The sequence below is a fragment of the Falsiroseomonas oleicola genome (assembly GCF_019029495.1).
Taxonomy (GTDB): Bacteria; Pseudomonadota; Alphaproteobacteria; order Acetobacterales; family Acetobacteraceae; genus Falsiroseomonas; species Falsiroseomonas oleicola.
The window spans coordinates 32,528-55,741 of sequence record NZ_JAERQM010000006.1; the positions used below are offsets into that span (position 1 = coordinate 32,528).

At 66.0% G+C, this 23,214-nt stretch carries 20 protein-coding genes; 14 read left to right on the forward strand and 6 right to left on the reverse strand.

All coding sequences use genetic code 11. The features are described 5' to 3' along the window. Positions 1-83 precede the first annotated feature (83 nt). From JJQ90_RS19065 to JJQ90_RS19100, 8 genes are all read left to right on the forward strand, one after another. Positions 84-803: an ATP-binding cassette domain-containing protein gene (locus JJQ90_RS19065; protein WP_329959479.1), complete on the forward strand. Its 720-nt coding sequence runs from the start codon at positions 84-86 to the stop codon at positions 801-803. Next, complete coding sequence (locus JJQ90_RS19070; RefSeq protein WP_216877855.1) at positions 790-1,536, forward strand: hypothetical protein; 747 nt, start codon at positions 790-792, stop codon at positions 1,534-1,536. Before JJQ90_RS19065 ends, JJQ90_RS19070 begins: the two co-directional genes overlap by 14 nt. 919 nt (positions 1,537-2,455) lie before the next feature. Further along, positions 2,456-3,199 (forward strand): hypothetical protein, encoded by a 744-nt coding sequence (locus JJQ90_RS19075; RefSeq protein WP_216877856.1) that lies wholly within the window; start codon positions 2,456-2,458, stop codon positions 3,197-3,199. 6 nt (positions 3,200-3,205) lie between these two features. Next, a complete protein-coding gene (locus JJQ90_RS19080) occupies positions 3,206-3,397 on the forward strand; it encodes a hypothetical protein (protein ID WP_216877857.1) in 192 nt (63 codons plus the stop codon). 91 nt (positions 3,398-3,488) lie between these two features. Next, the gene (locus JJQ90_RS19085; RefSeq protein WP_216877858.1) at positions 3,489-4,784 is read left to right on the forward strand and encodes an O-acetylhomoserine aminocarboxypropyltransferase/cysteine synthase family protein; all 1,296 of its coding nucleotides are present in this window, start codon (positions 3,489-3,491) and stop codon (positions 4,782-4,784) included. Further along, the gene (gene hemB, locus JJQ90_RS19090; protein WP_216877859.1) at positions 4,781-5,785 is read left to right on the forward strand and encodes a porphobilinogen synthase; all 1,005 of its coding nucleotides are present in this window, start codon (positions 4,781-4,783) and stop codon (positions 5,783-5,785) included. Before JJQ90_RS19085 ends, hemB begins: the two co-directional genes overlap by 4 nt. A 67-nt stretch (positions 5,786-5,852) precedes the next feature. Next, on the forward strand, positions 5,853-6,158 hold the full coding sequence (locus JJQ90_RS19095; protein WP_216877860.1) for a hypothetical protein: 306 nt from the start codon (positions 5,853-5,855) through the stop codon (positions 6,156-6,158). Between the two features lie 181 nt (positions 6,159-6,339). Then, the gene (locus tag JJQ90_RS19100) at positions 6,340-7,512 is read left to right on the forward strand and encodes a cation:proton antiporter (protein ID WP_216877861.1); all 1,173 of its coding nucleotides are present in this window, start codon (positions 6,340-6,342) and stop codon (positions 7,510-7,512) included. Between the two features lie 19 nt (positions 7,513-7,531). On the opposite strand, the gene JJQ90_RS19105 is transcribed toward JJQ90_RS19100, so the two are convergent. Together JJQ90_RS19105 and JJQ90_RS19110 are read right to left on the reverse strand one after the other, a co-directional pair. Then, positions 7,532-8,368 carry an alpha/beta fold hydrolase gene (locus JJQ90_RS19105; protein WP_216877862.1) on the reverse strand — a complete coding sequence of 279 codons (837 nt, stop codon included), beginning with the start codon at positions 8,366-8,368 and terminating at the stop codon, positions 7,532-7,534. 1 nt (position 8,369) lies between these two features. Then, positions 8,370-9,575: a CaiB/BaiF CoA transferase family protein gene (locus tag JJQ90_RS19110; protein WP_216877863.1), complete on the reverse strand. Its 1,206-nt coding sequence runs from the start codon at positions 9,573-9,575 to the stop codon at positions 8,370-8,372. A 268-nt stretch (positions 9,576-9,843) separates the two neighbouring features. On the opposite strand from JJQ90_RS19110, the gene JJQ90_RS19115 reads away from it, so the two are divergent. After that, the gene (locus JJQ90_RS19115) at positions 9,844-10,821 is read left to right on the forward strand and encodes a Bug family tripartite tricarboxylate transporter substrate binding protein (protein ID WP_216877864.1); all 978 of its coding nucleotides are present in this window, start codon (positions 9,844-9,846) and stop codon (positions 10,819-10,821) included. Positions 10,822-10,881: 60 nt separating this feature from the next. After that, positions 10,882-12,393 carry an aldehyde dehydrogenase family protein gene (locus JJQ90_RS19120; RefSeq protein ID WP_216877865.1) on the forward strand — a complete coding sequence of 504 codons (1,512 nt, stop codon included), beginning with the start codon at positions 10,882-10,884 and terminating at the stop codon, positions 12,391-12,393. A gap of 67 nt (positions 12,394-12,460) precedes the next feature. On the opposite strand, the gene JJQ90_RS19125 is transcribed toward JJQ90_RS19120, so the two are convergent. Beyond that, positions 12,461-14,221 (reverse strand): AIPR family protein, encoded by a 1,761-nt coding sequence (locus JJQ90_RS19125; protein ID WP_216877866.1) that lies wholly within the window; start codon positions 14,219-14,221, stop codon positions 12,461-12,463. Positions 14,222-14,375: 154 nt separating this feature from the next. Here JJQ90_RS19125 and JJQ90_RS19130 point away from each other — a divergent pair, with 154 nt between their 5' ends. The 3 genes from JJQ90_RS19130 to JJQ90_RS19140 are packed head-to-tail and all read left to right on the forward strand — an operon-like array spanning position 14,376 to position 18,029. Beyond that, positions 14,376-16,715, forward strand: coding sequence for a penicillin acylase family protein (locus tag JJQ90_RS19130; RefSeq protein WP_216877867.1), 2,340 nt, complete (start codon positions 14,376-14,378; stop codon positions 16,713-16,715). 19 nt (positions 16,716-16,734) lie between these two features. Continuing rightward, entirely contained in the window at positions 16,735-17,214 is a 480-nt protein-coding gene (locus tag JJQ90_RS19135; RefSeq protein ID WP_216877868.1) for an RDD family protein, read from the forward strand. Between the two features lie 38 nt (positions 17,215-17,252). Further along, positions 17,253-18,029 carry an arginyltransferase gene (locus JJQ90_RS19140; protein ID WP_216877869.1) on the forward strand — a complete coding sequence of 259 codons (777 nt, stop codon included), beginning with the start codon at positions 17,253-17,255 and terminating at the stop codon, positions 18,027-18,029. Between the two features lie 33 nt (positions 18,030-18,062). Here JJQ90_RS19140 and JJQ90_RS19145 read toward each other — a convergent pair whose 3' ends face one another. Further along, the gene (locus JJQ90_RS19145; RefSeq protein ID WP_216877870.1) at positions 18,063-19,196 is read right to left on the reverse strand and encodes an alpha/beta hydrolase; all 1,134 of its coding nucleotides are present in this window, start codon (positions 19,194-19,196) and stop codon (positions 18,063-18,065) included. A gap of 59 nt (positions 19,197-19,255) precedes the next feature. Beyond that, on the reverse strand, positions 19,256-21,511 hold the full coding sequence (gene parC / locus JJQ90_RS19150) for a DNA topoisomerase IV subunit A (RefSeq protein WP_216877871.1): 2,256 nt from the start codon (positions 21,509-21,511) through the stop codon (positions 19,256-19,258). Between the two features lie 318 nt (positions 21,512-21,829). On the opposite strand from parC, the gene lepB reads away from it, so the two are divergent. After that, entirely contained in the window at positions 21,830-22,411 is a 582-nt protein-coding gene (gene lepB, locus JJQ90_RS19155; protein WP_216877872.1) for a signal peptidase I, read from the forward strand. Between the two features lie 16 nt (positions 22,412-22,427). On the opposite strand, the gene recO is transcribed toward lepB, so the two are convergent. Beyond that, positions 22,428-23,153 carry a DNA repair protein RecO gene (gene recO, locus JJQ90_RS19160; RefSeq protein ID WP_216878161.1) on the reverse strand — a complete coding sequence of 242 codons (726 nt, stop codon included), beginning with the start codon at positions 23,151-23,153 and terminating at the stop codon, positions 22,428-22,430. Positions 23,154-23,214 lie beyond the last annotated feature (61 nt).

Genomic DNA, 23,214 nt, shown 5'->3' on the forward strand with positions numbered 1-23,214 from the left:
CGGGAGACGGCCGCACCCCCAACCCCGCCCGGCCGGAGGAGCCGAAGCCCCGACTGGTGCGCTGCCATATCCGCCTGGAACGCGTGAGTTTCCGCTACCGCATGGACGGGCCGCGGGTGCTGGAGGGGGTGGAGCTGGATATCCCGGCCGGGCAGGTGGTGGGGATGGTCGACCCCTCCGGTTCGGGCAAGAGCACGCTTACCAAGCTGATCCAGCGGCTCTACGTGCCGGAAGCCGGGCGGGTGATGGTGGATGGGGTGGATTTGGCACTTGTGGACCCGGCCTGGCTGCGCCGGCAGATCGGCGTGGTGCTGCAGGAAAATGTGCTGCTGAACCGATCGGTTCGCGACAATATCGCGCTGGCCGTGCCGGGGGCGCCGATGGAAGCTGTGGTGCGCGCGGCACGGCTGGCGGGCGCGCATGACTTCATCCTGGAACTGCCGCATGGCTACGACACGGAGATTGGCGAACGCGGGGCGACCCTGTCCGGTGGGCAGCGGCAGCGCATTGCGATTGCGCGAGCGCTGATGGCGGAGCCGAAGGTGCTGATTCTGGACGAGGCGACGAGCGCGCTGGATTATGAAAGCGAGCGGGTGGTGCAGGAGAATATGCGCGGCATCGCGCGGGGCCGGACGGTGATCATCATCGCGCATCGGCTGGCCGCGGTGCGGGGGGCAGACCGGATCATCACGGTGGAGCGTGGGCGGGTGGTGGAGGATGGGACGCATGAGGAATTGGTGCGGAATGGGGGAAGGTATGCCGATTTGCTAACATATCAAAATAACATGGATGGACAGACTTAACGGCAATCTGCTAGCGGAACTGCTAATGGAGTCAATAACACACATCGGTCCAACCCAGGCAGGCAGGTCAAAAAATACACCACGAGAAAATTTGCGAGCCCAAATTCGCCCGCTTTCAGATGATAAACCAGGCTTAATTTTAGCTGAATTGAAAGGCAACGATATGACGTCCGCGCAAAACAAAGACGACTGGGAAAATCTACAGCTTTGCAGAATCGCAAAAGAATACCCAGATTTTTTTGCTGAAATCGCCACGAAAGTGAATGGGCATATACAGAGCAAGAATTCCGTATTTGGCATCCTCAGACCCGAACTTGCTCACGTCCTGCGTTTAGTCGGCATAAAAAAATCACTTAGCATGCGTGAACTGGTGCTAGCAGCCTTTCTCGTGAAGGATTTGCTTGAACGTGCTTTGGTCGGCGAAGAAGTTTTTGACATTAGGCGAAAGTATTTCGCAAATTCATCTAGTAACTCAAATCCAGCACCCGGCAGACTCGCCCATTTGTCCAAGGACGATGTTTTGCGCGTTGCCTCAAGTGCCCTGAGCAAGTCGCAAGAGCTGCTCGATCCGAATCTAAAAAACTCTGATAAAAAAATTATTGAGGCGGTTGATCGCTGCATGACTGATTTAGGTTTTTCGCTTGGGGCACAATCCTCGATCACGGCGATTCAGACTGTACGCAGCGCACGTGACCTTTGGATCGAAGTTATCTCAAGAGATGAATTTTCCTGACGCGCGAAATCAACGATTTTGGCAGGAGGGCCTAATGTTCCAAATCAACGTACCGGTAAATCTTGCAACACGTTCCCCGTCCGCGAATCTAATCGTCGACACTAACTCTCTTAAAAGCCTTGCCCTAATCGGGCAAGTTAATAGAAGCCTTGGAAGTATTCGACCATTGGATTTACTTCTACAAACGGGAAGAAGATTCGTCATGACTGATGTCGTGGCAGCCGAGATCACCTCAGCTTTACACATACCTGAGAACGCCATCATTGCTGCCTGGATGTCCTCACGCGCAGATCAAATCAGCATCGTAAACACTCGAAACGCGGATGGAACACAACGGTTCTCAGGCCTTAATGCCGGCGAAGAATCGATGCAGTGGTACGCCGCAAATAACTCCGCTTTAGATAATTTATTACTTTCCGATGATCGCCGCAGCTTTCCGCCTTTTGCGGCAGCATCAATGAATGGTCCGTTCGGAACGGTGGCTTGGCAGCCTGCTCCGCTAGAAGGCGTTTCTGCGGGCGTAATGGGAACAGTAGACTTTCTAAATGGAGCGGTACTTGCAGGCATAACCACACCACGGGAGCACTTGCGGCTTGTTGATGGACTTGCATCGAGCGGCCGCGTTGGGCCGACTGGTGAAGTAGGCTACATGAATGCTCTCCGCCCTGGCAATGATCCGATATTTCTGGAAGTCATGACTCCGCATGGCTTGCAAGTAGGACTCGTAGAATTTTTGGACGGAATTTTCACCGACACGATAGTGGCCATCTACACCACACCGGACGGCGTTCAACATATGGTTGGTCATCCGTTCCAGCGGATAGGTCTGGTAGATGGAGAGTGGGTTGCAAATCCAAGGGCGGTCATAACACGCAATCCGCAACCACCTAAATGCTTCCTCCCTGGCACCCCCATCCTCATGGCCGACGGCACCCACAAACCCATCGAGCAGATCCGCATCGGTGACCTCGTCATGGCCTTTGATCCCGCCTCCCAGCACGGCCGCGGCGCCCTCACCCCCTCCCGCGTCACCCGCACCTTCCAGAACACCACCCGCACCGTGGTAGATCTCCGCGGCCTGCGCATGACGCCCGGCCATGTCTGCCTCACCGGCGCGGGCGGCTTCGCCACCATCGCTGCCATCCTCGCCGCCGATGGCACCCTCGTGCAGGCCGATGGCACTGCCATCCGCGCCCGCACCGGCGCCGGCCTCGGCTCGGCCGAGGATGCGCTGGTCCGCGTCGCCTACACCGATCCCGCCACCGGCGCGCCGGGTTACGTCACGCTGCGCGCCGGCATTCCCTGTGCCACAGATGGCCTCACCCTCGCCGCCGTGCTCGCCGAGTCCGGCTACACCACCCTGGCCGATGGCGGCGTGCGCGTGACGGATGGGGAGGTCTTTGACTGCGTCGATTGGCCCGTCGGCACCACGCCGCTGGATGCGCCGGAACAGCGGAACTGGATCGTCCTCGGCCCGGATGGCCAGCCCTACACGCCGGACTGGATGCAGGGGCTGGAGGAGGAGGCCGGAATGGAACAGGCCGTCGGCGCCACCACCCGCACCCTGGCGCCCAGCACCCGCCCGGCCTTCCGCCCTCAACTCATTGGCGGCACCCTCTCCGGCCTGCCCGCCATCGGCAGCACCATCGGCCGGATGCACTGACCGCGCATGCGCCGCATCCTCGCCATCCTGCGCCACAGCCTGGTCCTGGAGCGTGCGGCGCGCGGCCGGCCGCGGCCGAATGCGGAGGAACGGGCCTTCCTGCCCGCCGTGCTGGAAATCACGGAGACCCCACCCTCCCCCACCGCCCGGATCCTCACCTGGGCGCAGGTCGGCTTCTTCGTGATCGGCCTCGTCTGATCCTGGGTCGGCCAGGTGAATGAGGTGGCGGCGCCTTGCATTGCAGCCCCCGGACGTGGAACGGATGCGGCCGGGACAGGAGAGACAGAACATGGCGTCGTCCGAGAATCCGGAAACCATCGCCCTTCACGCCGGCTGGCGGGCGGACCCGACCACGGGCTCCGTCGCGGTGCCGATCCACCAGACCACCAGCTTCCAGTTCCAGGATACCGGCCATGCCCAGCGCCTGTTCGGCCTGGCGGAGATGGGCAATATCTACACCCGCATCATGAACCCCACCGTGGATGTGCTGGAAAAGCGCGTCACGGCGCTGGAAGGGGGCGTGGCGGGGCTGGCGCTGGGCTCCGGCCAGGCGGCGACGACCTTCTGCGTGCTGAACCTGTGCGAGGCGGGAGACAATATCGTCTCCTCCACCGACCTCTATGGCGGCACCTGGAACCTGTTTGCCAATACGCTGAAATCCTTCGGCATCGAGGTCCGATTCGTCGATCCGGCCGATCCGCAGGCCTTCGTGAACGCCACCGACGACCGCACCCGCTGCTGGTATGCGGAGACGCTGCCGAATCCGAAGCTCCAGGTGTTCCCGATCGCCGAAGTGGCGGCGCTGGGCCGCAAGCTGGGTGTGCCGCTCATCATGGACAACACCGCGGCGCCGGTGCTGTGCAAGCCGCTGGCGCTCGGCGCGGCGGTGGTCATGCACTCCACCACCAAGTGGATCGGCGGGCATGGCAACAGCATCGGCGGCGTGGTGGTGGATGGCGGGAACTTCGACTGGGAGGCGCATGCCGCCCGCTTCCCCACCCTGAACAAGCCGGACCCGAGCTATCATGGCGCGGTCTGGACCCAGGCGGTGAAGCCGCTCGGCCCGATCGCCTATATCATCCGCATGCGGGTGATCCTGCTGCGCGACCTCGGCGCGCCGATGGCCCCGATGAATGCCTTCCTGACCCTGCAGGGGCTGGAGACGCTGCCGCTGCGCATCGAGCGGCATTGCGCCAATGCGATCAAGGTGGCGGCCTGGCTGGCAGGCCACCCGGCGGTGGAAAAGGTCATCCATCCCAGCCTGATGACCGGCGAGTCCAAGCGCCGGGCCGATGCGGCGCTGAAGGGCGGCTATGGCGGCCTGATGGGCTTCGAGCTGAAGGCGGGCGCCGAGGCCGGCCGCAAGTTCATCGAATCCCTCAAGATGTTTTACCATGTTGCCAATATCGGCGACGCCCGCAGCCTCGCCATCCATCCGGCCACCACCACCCACAGCCAGCTTTCGGCGGAGGAACAGGCGGCCTCGGGCGTCAGCCCCGGCTATGTGCGCCTGTCCATCGGCATCGAGCATATCGACGACATCCTGGCCGATCTCGACCAGGCCCTGGCGGTCGCCGCGGCATGAGCGGCTTCCCCGCCATCCGCCCCCGCCGCAACCGGGTGGACGCCTTCACCCGGCGGCTGGTGGCGGAGAACAAGCTTTCCGTCGACGACCTGATCTGGCCCATCTTCATCATCGAGGGCCAGGGGATCGAGACCGAGGTGTCCTCGATGCCCGGCGTGAAGCGGGTGACGCTGGACCGGCTGGCGGCGCATGTGGCGCCGGCGGCGGAGCTTGGCATTCCGGCCCTGGCCATCTTCCCGGCGACCGATCCTTCGAAAAAGGATGGCGAGGGGACCGAGGCCAAGAACCCCGAAAACCTGATGTGCAGCGCCGCGCGCCTGCTGAAGCGGGAATTTCCGGAGCTTGGCCTGGTCGGCGACGTGGCGCTCGACCCCTACACGGACCACGGCCATGACGGCGTTCTACGAGCGGGCCCCGGCGGCATGTATGTCGCCAATGACGAGACGGTGGAAATCCTGGCCGTCCAGGCGGTGATTCAGGCGGAGGCCGGGATCGATGTGATCGCGCCTTCCGACATGATGGATGGCCGCATCGGCGCCATCCGCGGCGCACTCGATGCCAAGGGCCTGATCCATACGCGGATCATGTCCTACGCCGCCAAATACGCCTCCGCCTTCTACGGCCCGTTCCGGGAGGCGGTGGGCTCCGGCGCCTCGCTGAAGGGCGGGGACAAGAAGACCTACCAGATGGACCCGGCCAATACGGATGAGGCGCTGCGCGAAGTCGCGCTGGATCTGGCCGAGGGTGCCGACATGGTGATGGTCAAGCCGGGCATGCCCTATCTGGACATCGTCCGCCGCGTGAAGGACCGTTTCGCGGTGCCGACCTTTGCGTACCAGGTGTCCGGGGAATACGCGATGATCATGGCAGCCGTCCGCAATGGCTGGCTGGACCACGACCGAGCGATGATGGAGAGCCTGCTGGGCTTCAAGCGCGCCGGCGCCGATGGTGTGCTGAGCTACTTCGCGGTGGAGGCGGCGCAGCGGTTGCGGGGCCTGTAGCCGGCGCAGTTTGCTTGAACCGATCAGGCTTGCGGCGCTAGGATGCTGCAATGCGAGATCGGGAAGCATGAGCAGCGCCGCCCTCTCTGACATCCGCGCCCAGCGCGCGGAGGTCGAGGCGCGTCTGGCCTATACCCATGCGCGTGATGGGGAGGCCAAGGCACTGGCCTGGTGGCGGCTGCAGCTTGCGCGGCGCGCGAGGCTTGCGGCGCTGGGGCCGGACAGTTCGATCCATCTGCCCGCCTTGCCCGCTCCACCGCCCGGTGCTCTGTCCCGATGGCAGGAGCTTGCGGTGCGGGTGCGGCTGATGCGGCTGAAGGATGCCAGCCCGCCCAAGGCCACTGCCGGCCTCCTCCGGCGCCAATCCAGCTGAGCCGTCCGCGACTCGACGATCTCGCGACCCAGGCGGCAACCTACAGGCAGCGACGGAGTTGACCGAGGCGGCCTGCGGCGGGTGATGGCGAAGATGCCACCCGCACGACGAGCGTCTGAACCCGACCTGGTCGGCCGGAGCGCGGCGACAGCTTGACGGGCACGCCATGCCGGAGGTCGACATGCTGCCTGAGCTTCCCGTCGAAGACATCATCATCCAGTTCGCCGTCGTCGTCGTGGCGGCGCTGCTCGTGCAACTGGCCTTCGAGCGGACGCGGGTGCCGGGCCTGATCGGCCTGATCATCCTGGGCATGATCATCGGGCCAGGTGGCACCGGCATCCTGCCGACCGAGCCGGTGGTGGGGCTGTTTGGCTCGATCGGGCTGCTCTACATCATGTTCATTGCCGGCGCAGAGATCGACCTGGACCTTGTGCGGGACCGGAAACGCGAAGCGGCGTCCTTCGGCGGCATGGCCTTCGCCTTTTCCTTCCTGCCGGCCTTCGGCGTCGGGCTGCTCTTCGGGCTTGAGACCTATGGCGCGTTGCTGCTCGGCGCCGCCCTCTCATCGCATACGCTGGTGGCCTATCCGATGGTCAGCCGTCTGGGCCTGGCGGGACGCCGCCCGATCGTGGCGGCAACGGGCGGCACCCTGCTGACCGATACCGCCTCGCTCCTGGTGCTGGTCGTGGTCATCAATGCGGCAGGCGGTGAAGGTGGCTGGTCCTGGCTGGTGCCCATCGTCTCGCTCACCGCTCTGGCGGTGGTGGCGCTGGCCACGGTGCCGCGGATCGCGGGCTTCGTCCTGACGACGGAGCTGCATACGCGCTCGGAAAAGGCGCTGTTCCTGCTGGCCGTCCTGCTGCTGCTGTCCATCCTGGCCGAGGCGATCGGCACGGAGGATATCCTGGGCGCCTTCCTGGCCGGCCTCTGCCTGAACCGGGCGCTGCACCGGCGGGAGGAGCTCAAGCATCACCTCGAATTCGTCGGCCGGATGCTGTTCGTCCCCTTCTTCTTCGTCGATACGGGCATGCGCCTGAACCTCGAAGCCTTGCAGCAGCCGGCGACATGGCTGCTCGCGGTGGCGCTGGTGGCGCTGATCATCCTCACCAAGGGGCTGGCGGCGGCGGCCGCCATGCGCCTGTTCGGCTATTCCCGCGTCGAGGGTCTGGCCATTGCGAGCCTGTCCTTTCCGCAGGCGGCCGCGACCCTGGCGGTCATGGTGATCGGCATGGAGCTCGATCTCATCGATGCCGTGACGGCCGATGCCATCATCATCACGATCTTCCTGACCTGCCTGGTCGGGGCGCTGCTGACCGGTTACGCCGCCCGGCGGATGGCACAGGATAAGGACTAGAGAAGGCTGCGGCGGAAGCTCAGGCGGCCAGGAAGCCGGCCACGGCCGCGATCTGGTCCGCCGCCTGCAGGGCCGGTGCATGGCCAACCCCGGCAAATTCGCGCAGCGCCACGCCGGGCCGCGCCGCCATCCGGGCCGCAACCCCGGCTTCGAGCACGTCGCTCTCCGCGCCGCGCAGCACCAGCGTCGGCACCGCCACCCGGTCCCACACCATGCCGAGCTCGATCGGTCCTTCGGCGGCCGCGGCGAAGGGCACGGCGATCGCCGGGTCGTGGTGGCTGGCAATGCCGCCCTCCGGCAGGCGGCGGGCGCTGGTTTCCGCCATATGGCGCCATTGCGCGTCGGTGAGCGCGCCGAAGGGGGCATGCACCTGCCGCAGATGCGCCTCCAGCCCCGCCAGATCCTCGAAGCGCGGGTCTTCCCGCACATAGGCGGCGATGCGCGCGGCGGCGGCGGCGGGCACATGGCTGCCGATATCGTTCAGCACCAGGCGACGGATCGGCGTGCCAGGTGCGGCGGCTAGCAGCATGCCGCAGATGCCACCCAGCGAGGTGCCGACCCAGTCCACCGGCCCCTCCAGCCGCGCCAGCAGATGCCCCAGCGCGACCACATAGCTCGGCGGCACATAGAGCCGCGGATCAGGCAGCCAGTCGGAGGCGCCGCGCCCCGGCAGGTCCGGGCAGAACACCCGCCGCCCCTGCCCGGCCAGCGCCTCCGCCAAGGTGTCGAAGTCACGCCCATTGCGGGTCAGGCCGTGGAGGCAGACCACCGGCGCGCCTCCCTCCGGCCCCCATTCGGTCCAGGCCAGGCCATGGAAGGCCGCGCCAAGAAGGTAGCGCAGCCTGCCATGGCGCATCTCAGACGATGCCCTTGTCCCGCAGCGCCTGGATCGCCGATTCGCTCATGCCGAGCAGGCCGGAGAGCACTTCCTCCGAATGCTCGCCAAGCTGCGGCGGCGGCACGCGATAGTCCGGCGGCGTGGAGGACAGGCGCACCGGATTGGCGATGACCTCCACCGTGGCGCCGGAGGAATGCGCCATCTCCACCACCACCTTGCGCGCCTGCACATGCGGGTCCGCAAACACTTTTTCCAATGTATTAATCGGGCCGCAGCCGATTTTCGCCTGTTCCAGCGCCGCCACCCATTCGTCGGTGCTGCGCTGCTGCATGACCGGGGTCAGCGTCTCCGTCACGAACTGGCGGTTGGCGACGCGGGCGGCATTGGTGGCGAAGCGCTCATCGGAGAGCAGCGCCTGCTGGCCGGTGACCTCGCAGAAGCGGGCGAAGGTCGGGTCATTGCCGACGGACAGCACGATGTGGCCGTCCCGCGTCGGAAACACCTGGTAGGGCACGATATTTGGGTGCTGGTTGCCCAGGCGGGGCGGGTTTTCCTTGGTCGCCAGGTAGTTCATGCCCTGGTTCGCCAGCCAGGCGACGCTGGTATCCAGCATGCCGATATCCACCTGCTGGCCCTGGCCGGTGCGTTCCCGGTGGCGCAGCGCCGCCAGGATGCCGATGCAGCCATAGAGGCCGGCGAACAGGTCCGCCACCGGCACGCCCACCTTCTGCGGCAGCCCATCCGGCTCCCCGGTCAGGGACATGACGCCGCCCATCGCCTGGATCAGCGAATCATAGCCCGGGCGCGGCGCATAGGGGCCGGTCTGGCCGAAGCCGGTGATGGAGCAATAGATCAGGCCAGGGAACTTCTGGCTGAGCTGCTCGAAGCCCAGCCCGTATTTGGCCAGGGCGCCGACCTTGAAGTTCTCCACCAGGATGTCGCAGCCATCCAGCAGCTCATGCACGATCGCCTGGCCCTCGGGCTTGGAGATGTCGAGCGTGAGCGACTTCTTGTTGCGGTTGACCCCTAGGAAATAGGCGCTTTCCGTCGTCTCCGGCCACACCGGCGGCGCGAAGCCGCGGGTGTCGTCGCCCGATTCCGGCTTCTCGATCTTGATGACCTCGGCCCCGAGGTCGCCCAGCATCTGGGTGCAGGTGGGGCCAGCCAGCACGCGGGTCAGGTCGAGGACACGAAGGCCGCGAAGCGGGCCGGTCGGGGATGTCATGAGGTGCCTCCAGATTGCGAATTGCTTAGGCGGGCCGCCCTGGCAGGGCAAGCCCGGAGGGGTCGCGACCGCCGGCGTCATCGGGCCGCCATCCAGACGACCGACGTCTGTCACGGAACATGGCTACAGCAGCCCCGGCCCGGGCGTCACCACCCCTCGCCCGCGGTCACCCTGAAGGGTGCTGTCCTCGCAGCGGTGCGCCGCGCCGCCGTCGATCACCCCCAAACCCCTCGTGCCGGCCCGACGAGGCCGCAAAGGAGTATGTTCCATGCCCGCACAGCAACCGGGCCGTCGCGCCTTGCTGGCCGCCAGCCTCACCTGCCTGGCCGCGCCCGCCTTGGCGCAGGGCCGCCCCATCAGCCTGGTGGTTCCCTTCGCCCCCGGCGGCACCACCGATCTCGGCGCCCGGCTGATCGCGCCCCGCGCGGCGCATCACCTTGGCGTGCCGATGGTGGTGGAAAACCGCCCCGGCGCCGGCGGCGCCACCGCCGCCGACCAGGTGCGCCGCGCCACGCCGGATGGGCAGACGCTGCTGTTTGCCGTCGCCTCCACCCATGGCGTCAATCCGGCCGTCTTCGACGACCTGCCCTATGATGCGGTGGCGGATTTCGCCCCGGTCGCGCTGCTGGGCGTCACCCCCTTCGTGCTGGCGGTCCGTGCCGACCATCCGGCGCGGGACGCGAAGGCGCTGGTCGATCTGCTGAAGCGGGAGCCGGGGCGGCACAACTATGCCTCGGCCGGCGTCGGCTCCATGCCGCATCTGGCCGGCGAGTGGTTCAAGTCGGAAATCGGCGCCCAGGTCGAGCATGTCGCCTATCGCGGCGGCGGCCCGGCGCTGCAGGCGCTGCTGACCGGCGAGGTCGGCTACACCATCGAATCCATCCCGACGCTGGCCGGCGCCCTGGCCGATGGCCGGGTGCGCGCCCTGGCCCGGGCCACGAAGCGCCCCGGCGGCCGCTACGGCAACATCGCGTCCCTGGCCGAGCTGGAGATCGCCGATCTGGATGCCGAGACCTGGATCATGGCGACCGCGCCGGCCAGCACGCCGCCCGCCGTGCTGGCGCGGCTGAATGCCGGCTTCAACGCGGCGGTGGCCGAGCCGGAACTCGGCCGCCGCCTGTCCGAGATCGGCACCGAGCCGATCGCGGACAGCACGCCGGAAAGTGCCGCGGCGCATGTCCGCGCCGAGATCGCGCGCTGGCGCGGCGTGGTGCAGCGGGCGGGACTCCGCATCCAGAGGAGCTGAGCGGTTCCCTCCGGACGCGCCCAGGTCTATGCCTGGGCGCAAATCCCGGAGACGTTCCTTATGCCTGCCTACACCCATCCGACGCCCGAAGCCCCGAGCACCGATCCCTTCGCCCTGGCCAAGGCCATGTCCGGCCTGCATTTCATCGGCGGGCGCTATGTGCCCGCCGGGTCCGGCGCGACCTTTGCCGTGGTCAATCCCGCGACAGGCGCGCAGGTGGCCACCGCGGCGGAAGGCGATGCGGCGGATGTGGATGCCGCCGTACAGGATGCGGCCAAGGCCCAGAAGGCTTGGGCCAAGGTGCCGGCCCGCAAGCGTGGCGCCCTGGTGCATGCCTGCGCGGCGGCCATCCGCACCCATGTCGATGAGCTCGGCCTGCTGATCGCGCTGGAGACCGGCAAGGCGCTGCGCACCGAATCCCGCGTCGAGGCCAATGTCGTGGCCGATGTCTTCGAATTCTTCGGCGGGCTCGGCGGCGAATTGAAGGGCGAGAGCGTGCCCTTCGCCCCCGATGTGCTGTCGGTGACGGTGCGGGAGCCGCTGGGCGTGGTCGGCGCCATCATCCCCTGGAACGTGCCGATGCTGCTGATGGCGCTGAAGGTCGCGCCGGCGCTGGTGGCGGGCAATGCCGTGGTCGTGAAGTCGGCCGAGGAAGCGCCGCTCGCCGTGCTGCGCATCTGCGAGATCATGAACCGCATCCTGCCGCCGGGCGTGTTCAACATGGTCTCCGGCCAGGGTCCGGAATGCGGCGCGCCGCTGGTGGCGCATCCTCTGGTCAGGAAGGTGACCTTCACCGGTTCGGTCGAGACCGGAAAGATCGTGGCCAAGGCCGCCGCCGAGAAGCTGATCCCGGTGACGCTGGAGCTCGGCGGCAAGTCACCGATGATCGTCTTCGCCGATTGCAACTTCGACAAGACGGTCTCCGGCGCCATCACCTCCATGCGCTTCACCCGCCAGGGGCAGAGCTGCACGGCCGCCAGCCGCATCTATGTCGAACGCCCGATCTTCGACCGCTTCGTCAGCGCGATGAAGGACGCCGTTGACAAGATGGTGATGGGCGACCCGCTGGATGAGAAGACCGACATCGGCACCATCATCAGCCAGGGCCAGTTCGACAAGGTCCAGGCTTTTATCGATGAAGGCACGAAGACTCCGGGCGCCAACGCCCTGGTCTGCTCCGCCATGCCCGCCGACCCCGCGTTGAAGAAGGGCCTGTTCATCCGGCCGGTGATCTTCACCGGCCTCGATGGGTCGAGCCGCCTGGTGCGGGAGGAGATCTTCGGCCCGGTCACCGTCATCCAGCCCTTCGACGATGCGGAGACGGTGCTGGCGGAGGCGAATGATTCCGAATACGGCCTGGCGGCCAGCCTCTGGACCAACAACCTGAAGATCGGCCTGGACCTCGCGCACCGGCTGGAGGCGGGGCTGGTGCAGATCAACCAGAACCTCGTGGTGCAGGCCAACCTCAGCTACGGCGGCGTGAAGTCCTCCGGCCTCGGCAAGGAAGCCTCGCTGGAGGCGATGCTGGAACACTTCACCCATAAGAAGACGATCATGGTGAATATGGGCTAAAAGACCGCACTGCCATCAAAATGGCCACGGCTGTTCCGCGAGCCATTTTGATGGCGGCATCAATCGCCTATTTCTGTGTCTGGACATGTTTTGCAAACTTTCGGTAGGTTTCCGCATTCGATCCCGCGGTAGCCTGCACAAGTGTTCGGAAAAGACTAATAGATTTGCTTGCCCGCTCGTTACTCTTCAGCCCATCGCCAAGGACGTCGAGAAGATGCTGGCAAAACGGCGAGACAGTCTGAACTATGTCACCCCAATGCTGCGTCGCCTGCTGCGGCGAAACCTTATTGCCAAAGGAGATGCGTGAAGTCGATGCAATCCTTTTTCCGAGAAAAGTTTCTAGGCACGAAGCGACGGCGGACACAAAAAGATATGTTGATCCTCGATGCCGGAAATACGAAAGAAGCTCCTGTTCCTGCTCAGTAAGCCCCACATCAGATTTTGATCGCGCAACAAGGTGTTTTTTTGAATTCTCCACCGATCGCAAAAGCGCGTAGCAAAAAACGAGGTGAGCGCCGGTGGTGCGTTCGTTAAAAAACCTGGAATACAAATTATCTTGTATCCAGATGTCGCTCTTTTGGTTGTAGGCGGCAACAGGATCCTGATGAACAGCCGCGAGAGCTTGCCCTACGGTGTACGAAGGTAGCAGATTTTTGTTTCTTGCAATCAAATCGCGATGACCTCCCCGACGCCCGCCTTCGTATTTCGCGCTGGGAATTTCTCCTATTTCCTCCCTCAACCTTCTCTGAATTCTATCGGTGCTGCGAAAATCGGACGCTGTGACCTTATTCTGCAAATTATTGAATTGAATTATATCATAGACTAGGTCGGCATTCTTGGTTTCTACAAACCGCGCAGGGACCAGTGCGGTCGGATTGGGAAGCTTGGGCAGTGAACCAATTGCGCCCGTTGTTTGCGCTCCATTGACAATGGAAATGCCTTTGATGCGAAGCTGAAGTTTTCCCTTAACGGTTTCTGACGAAAATTCGTGAGTAAGAGCCGTTATGCCGTTATTAAATGCCCAGAAATCTCCAGGTTTTGTTTCTGCTGTCTTTTTGATTCCGTTATTGATGTTCGCGTCACTTTGGCGAGACCCCAAGTAATCTCGGACATTGGCCGAAAAAAGCTTGGTGCGGTGTTTTTTGAATAGGCGATAGAGATTTCGTGCTGGTATTGCGGTCACATAAGCTTTCCAGTTTTCATTTTTTATTTCGAAGCCTGCCTGAATTTCGATAACTACTTCTTCATTTACGAGTATAGGCGACAGCGTCTCCTGGTACATGTCTTCAATGGTGGAAAGGCCCACCTCTAAAGCGCTTAAGGTGACATTAGAGTTAGAGTACAACGCATTTATAAGATGCCGCCCCGTGGATTCTACCGTTGAGAGTTCATCTTTGACATTGGTGGATTCTGGGAGGTTGTGCACATACCATGCTTCAACTCGCTTGATATCTCCGCCAACAATTGCTGAGCGCAGCGCTCCAGCGGCAGATTGCAGCCTTTCGGGCAAATCATGTAGCTCCCGTTGAAGGAGCCAACCGATAGCGGTATTTAAATCAGCCGCCTTATTCGCGGGAGCGCTACTTCTGTTTTTCGCTGAACAATAACACTGCGCTATAATCGCCACACCTTCGTCGCGATCAATAAAAATTATATCGCATTTTTTGTCATCACTGCCGTCGGTCACTGACTCCGCGGCTACGCTGTGTATATCATCTATTGCAAATCTTAAATTAAGCGCGAATAATCCTATTGCATTATCGCCATACTGGGATAGATCGTCCCTCGCACTTAGCGCATGTTGCCAGCTTGGCTGATCGTCGGTCACGCGCGCCTCCTGTTACATTATTCTCATTGTAGCTTCGAATCCATTATCTTGAATCTTGCAACTTCGCAATGTGCTTGGTGTGACTTTGATCATCCCGGGTCTGGATGTCACCCAACCCTTCCCTTCCCGCCGCATCCGGTCCATCTGGCGGCCCATGCGCTTCCTCCTCGGCTTCCTCGCCCGCCTGATCCCCTTCGGCGTCCTGATCGCCGCCCTGGGCGTCGCCTTCGCGGCGGCGCTGGTCTTCACCTCCCTGCCCGATATCCGGGAGGAGCAGACCCTGCCGGGCCTGTCCGCGCCGGTCGCCATCAGCCTCGACAGCCACGGCATTCCCCGCATCCGCGCGGAGAATGAACAGGATGCGGCCCGGGCGCTGGGCTACCTGCATGCGCGGGACCGCATGTTCCAGATGGAGGCGATGCGCCGCAGCGCCGCCGGCCGGCTGGCCGAGATCGGCGGTGCCTCCGCGCTCCGCCTCGACCGCTTCTCTCGCACCCTCGGCCTGATGCAGCGGGCCGAGGCGGATTTCGCGGCGCTCGATCCCGAGACCCGCGCCATGCTGGAAGCCTATGCCGAGGGGGTGAATGCGCTGATCGCCATTCGCGGCCGCCTCGCCGCCCCGGAATTCCTGGTAATGGGGGAGCCTGAGCCCTGGCGACCCGCCCATTCCCTGCTCTGGGGCAAGGTCATGGGCCTGTGGCTGTCGGGCAATTGGCGACGGGAGCTGGAGCGGGCGCGGCTGGAAGCCGCGCTGCCGGCGGACAAGGTCGAGGACCTCTGGCCGCGCGATGCCAGCCCGGGCCGCGCCGACCTCGCCGCCCTGCCGCCGGGGCTGAACCTGGACCGCATCCTGGCCGCGATCCCGGTCTTTGGCCAGGACGCGCCCCTGCCCGGCTCGGCCTCCAACGCCTGGGCCGTTGCGCCGGGTCGCAGCGCCAGCGGCGCGCCGCTGCTGGCGAACGACCCGCATCTCGGCTTCAACGCGCCGGTCCTCTGGTATCTGGCGCGGATCGAGCTGCCGGACGGCCAGTTCCGCGCCGGTGCCACCGCGCCCGGCGTGCCCGGCATCGTCATCGGCCGCAACCAGTCCCTCGCCTGGGGCTTCACCACCACCCATTCGGACACGCAGGACGTCTTCGTGGAGCGTCTGGCCGGACCCGACGCCTATCTCACCCCCGATGGCCCCCGCCCCTTCACCCTGCGCGAGGAACGCATCTCGGTGCGTGGGCAGGAGGAGGCGGAGGTGCTGAGGGTGCGGGAGACGCGGCACGGCCCGGTGATCTCCGACCTCGACCCGGCGGAAACCCCGCAGGGCCATGTGCTGGCCGTCGCCATGGCGAATCTCGCCCCGGATGACACCGCCGCCGCCTCCCTGCTGCGGCTGAACCGCGCGACTTCGGTCGCGGAGGCGCGTGACGCTGCGTCCCTGTTCAGCAGCCCACCGCAGACCCTGCTGGTGGCCGATGCCGCCGGCCGGATCGCGCAATACCTGGTCGGCCGCACGCCGATCCGTGCCAGCGGCGATGGCAGCCTGCCGGCGCGGGGCTGGGATGGCAGCATGGACTGGCAGGGCTTCGTGCCCTTCGACGCCATGGCGCATATCGAGGATCCGGAATCGGGCCTGATCGCCAATGCCAATTCCCGCGCGGCCCCGGCGGACCATCCGGTCTTCCTCGGGCGGGACTGGTTCGGCGACTGGCGCCTGCGCCGCATCCGCGAATTGCTGGCCGCGCGCCCCCGCCACGATGCCGCCGGCTTCGCGGCCATGCAGAACGACGTGGTCTCGCCGCTCGCGCGCGAATTGCTGCCGGTGCTGCGGGCGGTGACGCCGCCGGCGGGCCTTGCCGCGCGGGCCCATGCGCTGCTGGCGGATTGGGACGGCGCGATGCGCGCCGATGCACCGCAGCCGCTGATCCACCACGCCTGGCTGCGCCGCTTCCGCCAATTGGTGCTGCAGCAAGGCGGCGCGCCGGAGGGCACGGCGGCTGGGCCGGAATTCCTGGCCCGGCTGTTGCTCGACCAGGCCCGCGGAACTGCCTGGTGCGGGGCTGAAGGCTGCGGCCCTCTGCTGTCCCGCGCACTGGGCGAGGCGGTGGCGGAACTGGACTCGGCGCAGGGCAGCGACCCCACCGCCTGGCGCTGGGGCACCGCCCATGTCGCCGCCTTCGAACACCCGCTGCTGCGCTTCGTCCCCCTGCTGGGCCGGCTGACGCGGCTGGAGGTGCCCACCGGCGGCGACAACGAGACCCTGTCCCGTGGCGGCATGCGGGAGGCTGGCGCCAATCCCTTCGCGCATCTGCATGGGGCGGGGCTGCGCATGGTGGCGGATCTGGCGGATGCGGATGGGCTTCTGGCCATGATCGCCACCGGCCAATCGGGTCACCCCATGTCAGACAATTTCGCATCGCTGCTGCAACCATGGCGATCCGGTGACGTTCTGAGGCTCGGAAGGCAGCCGGAGGTCGAGTCCGGTTCGATACGCCTTACCCCGTGAACCGCGCCGGAGCAGCCTTTTGTCCCAGTCCCCAGGTCCTTTCGACAGCGTGCCGGGGCGCCGGATCACCGCCTGGGTGATCGACGCGGCGCTGCTGCTGGTTCTGTCCTGGCTGGTCTGGGGCGGGGCCGCGCTGCTCGCCATGCTGACGCTGGGGTTTGCGGGGGGTCTGCTGCTGCTGCCCTGGGCGCTGCTGCTGCCGATTCTCTATGGCACGCTGTCCATCGCCTCCCCGCTCTCGGCCACGCCGGGACAGGCGGTGATGGGTCTGGCGGTGCGGTCGGAGGTGGATGGCGCGGCGCCGAGCCTGGGCCAGGCCTTCACCGCCACCACGCTCTACGCCCTGTCCTGGATGGCCGGTGGCATGCCGCTTCTGGCGGCGCTGTTCTCCTCCCGCCACCGCACCCTGCACGACCTGTTCTCGGACACGCTGGTGGTGCGCAGCGCCTATCTGGAAAAGGCGCGCAATCCCCGGGGTCTCGCCGCCGAGGATGGTTGATTTGCGGCCGGCGAAGGCCGACACTCTCCCGCAATCAGATGCTCCATCGCCCCGCACGCCGTCCGCAATTCTTTTACACGACCGCGCCGCTACCCTGCCCCTATCTGGCCGGGCGGACGGAACGGAAGATCGTGACCGAGCTGTCGGGCGCGGAAGCGGAGCCGCTGCATGACCGCCTGTCCCGCGCCGGCTTCCGCCGCAGCCACAACATCGCCTATTCGCCGGTCTGCCCGGGCTGCCGCGCCTGTATCCCGATCCGCATCGTCGCCGGCGCCTTCCTGCCGGATCGCACCCAGCGCCGTGTTTTTCGCCAGAATGCCGATCTGACGGCCGCGGAGCTGCCGGCGCGGGCCAGCGCCGAGCAGTTCAGCCTGTTCCAGCGCTACCAGGGCGCGCGCCACGGCGATGGCGACATGGCGGCGATGGGATTCTACGACTATCGCGCGATGGTCGAGGACACGCCGATCACCACCGGCGTGGTCGAATTCCGCGACCAGACCGGCCGGCTGGTCGCCGCCTGCCTGACCGACTGGCTCTCCGACGGCCTGTCGGCCGTCTATTCCTTCTACGAGGCCGAGCCGGGCCGCCGCAGCCTGGGCACCTATATCGTGCTGTGGCTGGTGGCCCGCGCCCGGGCGCTGGCGCTGCCCTATGTCTATCTCGGCTACTGGGTGCCACAGAGCACCAAGATGTCCTACAAGGCCCGCTTCCGGCCGAGCGAGACCCTGGCGGGCGGCGTCTGGCGGGTGCTGAGCGAGCACCAGGACCATAGCGAGGCGCTGGCGCCCGAGGAAAAGCTGACCATCACGGGTTAGCTTAGACACGGGTTAGCTTAGACACGGGTTAGCTTAGGCCAGCTGCAGCGTGGCGTGCCGCCGGAATTCACCCCCTGCCAATTGCTCCTCCGACGCCAGCAGTTGGCGGCGCGGGGTCGGCTTTCCGGCCAGGGCAGCGACCAGATCACCCCGGGCGCCCATGTCGTTGCGGTACCATTGATGCTGGATCAGGTCGTATTCCGAGCCCCCCGTCGGCAGCACCTGCCCCGGGGTGGCCCAGGACAGGCCGGGCCAGTAATCCACCACCTGTATATTCGCCGGCAGCACCGCGAGGTCGTCCGGCCCGAAATGGCCCAGCCGGCGGCTGCCATGATTGGCGATCCTGCTCGCCAGGCTCAGCGTGGTGTCGCGGCTGATCGCCACCGTCACCTGCTCCGCCAGGTCGGCCAATATGCGCAGCGACATGCCCGGGGCGAAGGCGCCGGCATCGACATCGGCGGAGGCCATCACCGCATGGCCGAACAGCCCGCGCATTTCCCGCGTCATCAGGCCATTGTCGAGCGACAGCAGCCCATGCGCCAGGGCGTGGTTGCCCATGGAATGGGCCAGCAGGGCCAGGCGCGGTGGTTCCCCGGCCACCCTCGCCCGCGCATTGCGGATTTGCGCCAGCAGGCGCGCCAGGGCCGGGCCGGCGGCCGCGGCGTCCCGCTGGTCACGCCAGTACTGCTCCTTTGCGCCGCCGATGAAGCCGCCGGAATCCGCTGCGATCAGCTTGCCGTCGGAGGGCCAGGAAAACACCAGCGGTGCCAGCGCCAGCCCTTCCGCACCATAGAATTCAGAGATCTGCACGGCGCGCTTCACGGCTGATTCGAAGCTGTTGGAGAAGCCGTGGATGAACAGCAGCGGCAGCGCCTTGGTCGCCGCGGCCCGCGTCAGCCAGACATCCAGCGTCTGGGCGCAATCCCCGCGCGTCGGATCGGCGAAATCATCGAGGCCCGTGATATCTGGGGTCCGCATCAGGTCGCGTCCCGCCTCCGTCGCCTCCGGCTTGCCCAGCAGTTCCACCTCCACCTCGCCCAGCAGCAGGCGCGACGGCGCGGCTTCCTCGGCATTCATGCCGAAGCCGGCATCCATCCTGGCGCGATTGGTGGCGAAGGTGATGGTAGCGGCGCCGCCCTTGGCGGTCTTCTTCGGCTTCTTGGCCATGCGGTCCTCCCCGGCCAGGGGAGCACAGCATGGTGGGCCGTTTCATGTCGAGTTCGGAATCAAACCCCGAACTTGCGGCTCTTCGGGAAGCGGTCCGGCGGCATCTTGCCGGCGCCGGCGCGCTGGCCGGACCAGGTGCGCAGGTCCGTCTCCACCTTCACCCCGCCGCCATAGCGCCAGGAGAGACCCTCCTTGGCTGTGAACACCTTGGCGTCCTGCAGGGTGGCGCCGTCACGCAACTGCATGAGTTGCACGCCACGGCCACGCGTCATCTCCGGGACCTGGGAGAGCGGGAAGACCAGCAGGCGGTTGTTGCTGCCGATGGTCGCCACGCTGTCACCCTCCGCCGGGATGCAGAGCAGCGCCTCCATCGCGGTGTCCATCACCAGCACCTGCTTGCCGGTGCGCTTTTCCGCCAGCAGCTCCTCGCCCTTCACCACGAAGCCCTTGCCGTCCGTGGCGGCGACCAGGAAGCGGCGGCCGTCGCGATGGATGAAAAGCGTCACCACATCGTCGCCATTGCCGAGGTCGAGCAGCAGCCGCACCGGCTGGCCATCGCCGCGGCCGCGCGGCAGGGAATCCGCCTTCACGGTATAGGCCTTGCCATTGGTCGCCAGCACCACGATGCGGTCGGTGGTCTCCGCATGGATGGCCTGTTTCAGGCTGTCGCCCTCCTTGAAGCGCAGCTCCGCATCCGCCCCCAGATGGCCCTTCTGCGCCCGGATCCAGCCTTTTTCGGACAGGATGACGGTGATCGGCTCGCGCTCGATGAAGGCGGTCTCGTCCACCGGGCCGGTCGCCTCGATCGTGCCGGGGATGGTCCGGCGGCGGCCCAGCTCCGTCTCCTCGCCGAAGCGCCGACGCGTCTCCCGCACCTCATCGGCGATGGCCGCCCAGCGTTTCGCCTCGCTGGACAGCAGGCCCTGGAGCCGGGACTGTTCCTTGCTGAGCTTGTTGTGCTCCTTGCGGATTTCCATTTCCTCGAGTTTGCGCAGGGCGCGCAGGCGCATGTCGAGGATGGCATTGGCCTGGGTCTCGGTCAGGCTGAAGGTGGCCATCAGCGCCTCCTTCGGCTTGTCCTCCTCCCGCACGATCCGGATCACTTCATCCAGGTTGAGGTAGACGATCAGATAGCCCGCGAGGATTTCCAGCCGCCGTGCGATCGCCGCCAGCCGGTGCTCGGCGCGGCGCACCAGCACCACATGGCGATGGTCCAGCCAGCACAGCAGCACCTCCCGCAGCCCCATCACCCGGGGCGTGCGCTCGGCGTCCAGCACGTTCATGTTCAGCGGGAAGCGGGTTTCGAGCTGGGTGTTGCGGAACAGCGTCTCCATCAGCAGGCGGGGGTCCACCGCCCGCGTCTTCGGCTCCAGCACCAGCCGCACCTTGTCGGTGCTTTCATCCCGCACATCGCCCAGCAGGGGGAGCTTCTTTTCCTCCATCAGCGCCGCGATCTGCTCGATCAGGCGGGACTTCTGGACCTGGTAGGGGATCTCGTGGACGACGATGTGCCAGGTGCCGTTCTTCAGCTTCTCCTCGGTCCACTGCGCCCGAAGCCGGAAGCCGCCGCGGCCGGTGGCGTAGGCCTCCCGCATCGATTCGCGGCTTTCCACCAGCAGGCCGCCGGTGGGGAAGTCCGGACCCTGCACATGGGCCAGCAGGGCGTCGATGCCGGCCTCCCGGTTCTCGATCAGCACCAAAGCGGCGGCGCAGAGCTCCCCGGCATTGTGCGGCGGGATGGAGGTGGCCATGCCGACCGCGATGCCCGCCGCGCCATTGGCCAGCAAATTCGGAAAAGCCGCCGCCAGCACCAGCGGCTCCTTTTCCTCACCATCATAGGTGGCGCGGAAATCGACCGCATTCTCCTCGATGCCATCGAGCAGCGCCTGGGCGACATCGGTCAGCCGCGCCTCGGTGTAGCGCATGGCCGCGGCGTTATCGCCGTCGATATTGCCGAAATTGCCCTGGCCCTCGACCAGCGGATAGCGCGCGGCGAAGTCCTGCGCCTGGCGGACCAGCGCCTCATAGATGCTGCTGTCGCCATGCGGATGGTACTTGCCCATCACGTCGCCGACGATGCGGGCGCATTTCTTGAAGCCGGCGGCGGGGTCGAGCTTCAACTGGTGCATCGCGTAGAGCAGCCGCCGGTGCACCGGCTTCAGCCCATCCCGCACATCCGGCAGGGAGCGGCTGACGATGGTCGACAGCGCATAGGCGAGGTAGCGTTCCGACAGGGCCGCGGCCAGCCCGGTCTCGCGCATATTGCCGCCACTGTCGGGGGAGCCCGGTGGTGGGGCCTTGATGTCATCCGGCATGGGTGGTGATTCGCGCTTCGTTCCGGTCCAACGCCCCTTCTACCCCAGCCGACCCTCGCTGTTGAGGGGCTTCATGCGGCCAGCCGTGCCTTCGCCGGCAATGGCGCCCACCGCGCTTCCATGCTTTCATTGCGGTATACGATGAAACCCCGTGGAGACCACATGCCGGATGACGCTGCGGGATGCACCGCGCCCTCGCCAAGAGCGGGTCTGCTGCGGGCAACAGACCGGGCCGACCGGGCGCAACCCCGGGCGCGGCCCGGATTTCGGCGATGTCGCGCCCTGTCCCTCTGGCTGGGCTTGCTGATCGGGTTGCCGATGGGCGCCTGGTCCACTGCCGCCCGGTCCGAGATGTTCAGCATCGCCTCGAATTCCATGGCCCCCGCCTTGGTGATCGGCGACATATTCTTCGCCGGCAGGATCCGGGACCCGGTGCCGAAATTGTTCCGCCGCGGCGAGATCATCATCTTCCGGCGCAGCGACACGGGCAGTTCCGACTGGGTCAAGCGTGTCATCGGCCTGCCCGGCGACCGGGTCCAGTTGCGCGAGGGCCGCCTGCACCTGAACGGCCAGCCGGTTTCGCGTGAATTCATCGGCAGCCATGAGGTCGACGAAACCCGCATGCCCAGCGTCATGCAACGCTACCGCGAGACGCTGCCGGGCGAGGCTGAGGTGATCTTCGACGTGCTGGAACAGGATGACACGCAGCCCTTCGACAACACGCCCGAATACCGGGTGCCGGAGAGGCAGCTTTTCGTCCTGGGGGATAACCGCGACAACAGCCTGGATTCGCGCGCCATGAGGTCCTTCGGCTTCGTGCCGATGACGCGGGTTCTCGCACAGCCACGTTTCATCGTCTGGTCGCGGGATTTGCGCCGCATCGGGACCCGGCTCGACTGATGGAAAGGCAGCGTGGCTAGGCCAGGGCCACCACCCGGTCCACCAACAGGTCGCGCGCCGCCGGCAGGCCCCGGTGCTGCACGCCGAAGACATCGCGGGCCAGGAAATGCCCGGTCAGCCGCAGCCCGGCGGCCCAGTCCATCGGCCCGGACGGTCCCTGGCCCAGCAGGAAGGCCGGCAGCGGCAGCAGCCGGTCGCGCCATTCCCCCGCCGCCGCTTCCGACACCGCCCGGCCGGAGCGCGGCGAGACGAAGGTCAGGTCATCATGGCTGCCGGTCACCGCGCAGGTGGTGAGATCGAGCCCGTAGCCGAGATCGGCCAGCAGATCGGCCTCCCACCGCACCAGGTCCGGCAAGGCCAGTTCCGTACCGCGTGTCAGGGTGGCGATGAAGGCCACCAGGCCGTGGAACAGCCGCGGATGCGCCTCCCGCTCCGGCAGCGCGGCCTCTGCCACGGCGCAGGCGGAACGCAGGGCGGCGAGCGCCAGCGGGTCCTCCATGGCCAGCGCGGCGGCGGGGTGCACCAGCTCCGCGCTCAGCGCGCCGAGTTGCTCCGGCAGCCGCGCCACCCAGCGCGCCTCCACCAGATTGCCGGGCTGCCACAGTGCCGCCTGGCCGCGGGAGGCGCCGCCTTTGGCAAGGCCGGCGTGGCGGCCGTGTTCCTCGGTCAGCAGGGTGGCGATGGCGCCGCCCTCGCCATGCGGGCGGACGTCGAGGATGATGGCGGGGGCGGTCCATTCGATACTCACACCGGGCAAGGTGGGCGTTCGGCCAGGGACTGGAAAGCCGGTTCCGGCAGAATAC

What these genes read in the sequence shown, in the direction of transcription:
- JJQ90_RS19070 (WP_216877855.1), top strand. Translation starts at nt 790, where the DNA reads ATGGACAGACTTAACGGCAATCTGCTAGCGGAACTGCTAATGGAGTCA.
- JJQ90_RS19075 (WP_216877856.1), top strand. Translation starts at nt 2,456, where the DNA reads ATGGCCGACGGCACCCACAAACCCATCGAGCAGATCCGCATCGGTGAC.
- JJQ90_RS19080 (WP_216877857.1), top strand. Translation starts at nt 3,206, where the DNA reads ATGCGCCGCATCCTCGCCATCCTGCGCCACAGCCTGGTCCTGGAGCGT.
- JJQ90_RS19085 (WP_216877858.1), top strand. Translation starts at nt 3,489, where the DNA reads ATGGCGTCGTCCGAGAATCCGGAAACCATCGCCCTTCACGCCGGCTGG.
- hemB (WP_216877859.1), top strand. Translation starts at nt 4,781, where the DNA reads ATGAGCGGCTTCCCCGCCATCCGCCCCCGCCGCAACCGGGTGGACGCC.
- JJQ90_RS19095 (WP_216877860.1), top strand. Translation starts at nt 5,853, where the DNA reads ATGAGCAGCGCCGCCCTCTCTGACATCCGCGCCCAGCGCGCGGAGGTC.
- JJQ90_RS19100 (WP_216877861.1), top strand. Translation starts at nt 6,340, where the DNA reads ATGCTGCCTGAGCTTCCCGTCGAAGACATCATCATCCAGTTCGCCGTC.
- JJQ90_RS19105 (WP_216877862.1), bottom strand. Translation starts at nt 8,368, where the DNA reads ATGCGCCATGGCAGGCTGCGCTACCTTCTTGGCGCGGCCTTCCATGGC.
- JJQ90_RS19110 (WP_216877863.1), bottom strand. Translation starts at nt 9,575, where the DNA reads ATGACATCCCCGACCGGCCCGCTTCGCGGCCTTCGTGTCCTCGACCTG.
- JJQ90_RS19115 (WP_216877864.1), top strand. Translation starts at nt 9,844, where the DNA reads ATGCCCGCACAGCAACCGGGCCGTCGCGCCTTGCTGGCCGCCAGCCTC.
- JJQ90_RS19120 (WP_216877865.1), top strand. Translation starts at nt 10,882, where the DNA reads ATGCCTGCCTACACCCATCCGACGCCCGAAGCCCCGAGCACCGATCCC.
- JJQ90_RS19130 (WP_216877867.1), top strand. Translation starts at nt 14,376, where the DNA reads ATGCGCTTCCTCCTCGGCTTCCTCGCCCGCCTGATCCCCTTCGGCGTC.
- JJQ90_RS19140 (WP_216877869.1), top strand. Translation starts at nt 17,253, where the DNA reads ATGCTCCATCGCCCCGCACGCCGTCCGCAATTCTTTTACACGACCGCG.
- JJQ90_RS19145 (WP_216877870.1), bottom strand. Translation starts at nt 19,196, where the DNA reads ATGGCCAAGAAGCCGAAGAAGACCGCCAAGGGCGGCGCCGCTACCATC.
- parC (WP_216877871.1), bottom strand. Translation starts at nt 21,511, where the DNA reads ATGCCGGATGACATCAAGGCCCCACCACCGGGCTCCCCCGACAGTGGC.
- lepB (WP_216877872.1), top strand. Translation starts at nt 21,830, where the DNA reads ATGGGCGCCTGGTCCACTGCCGCCCGGTCCGAGATGTTCAGCATCGCC.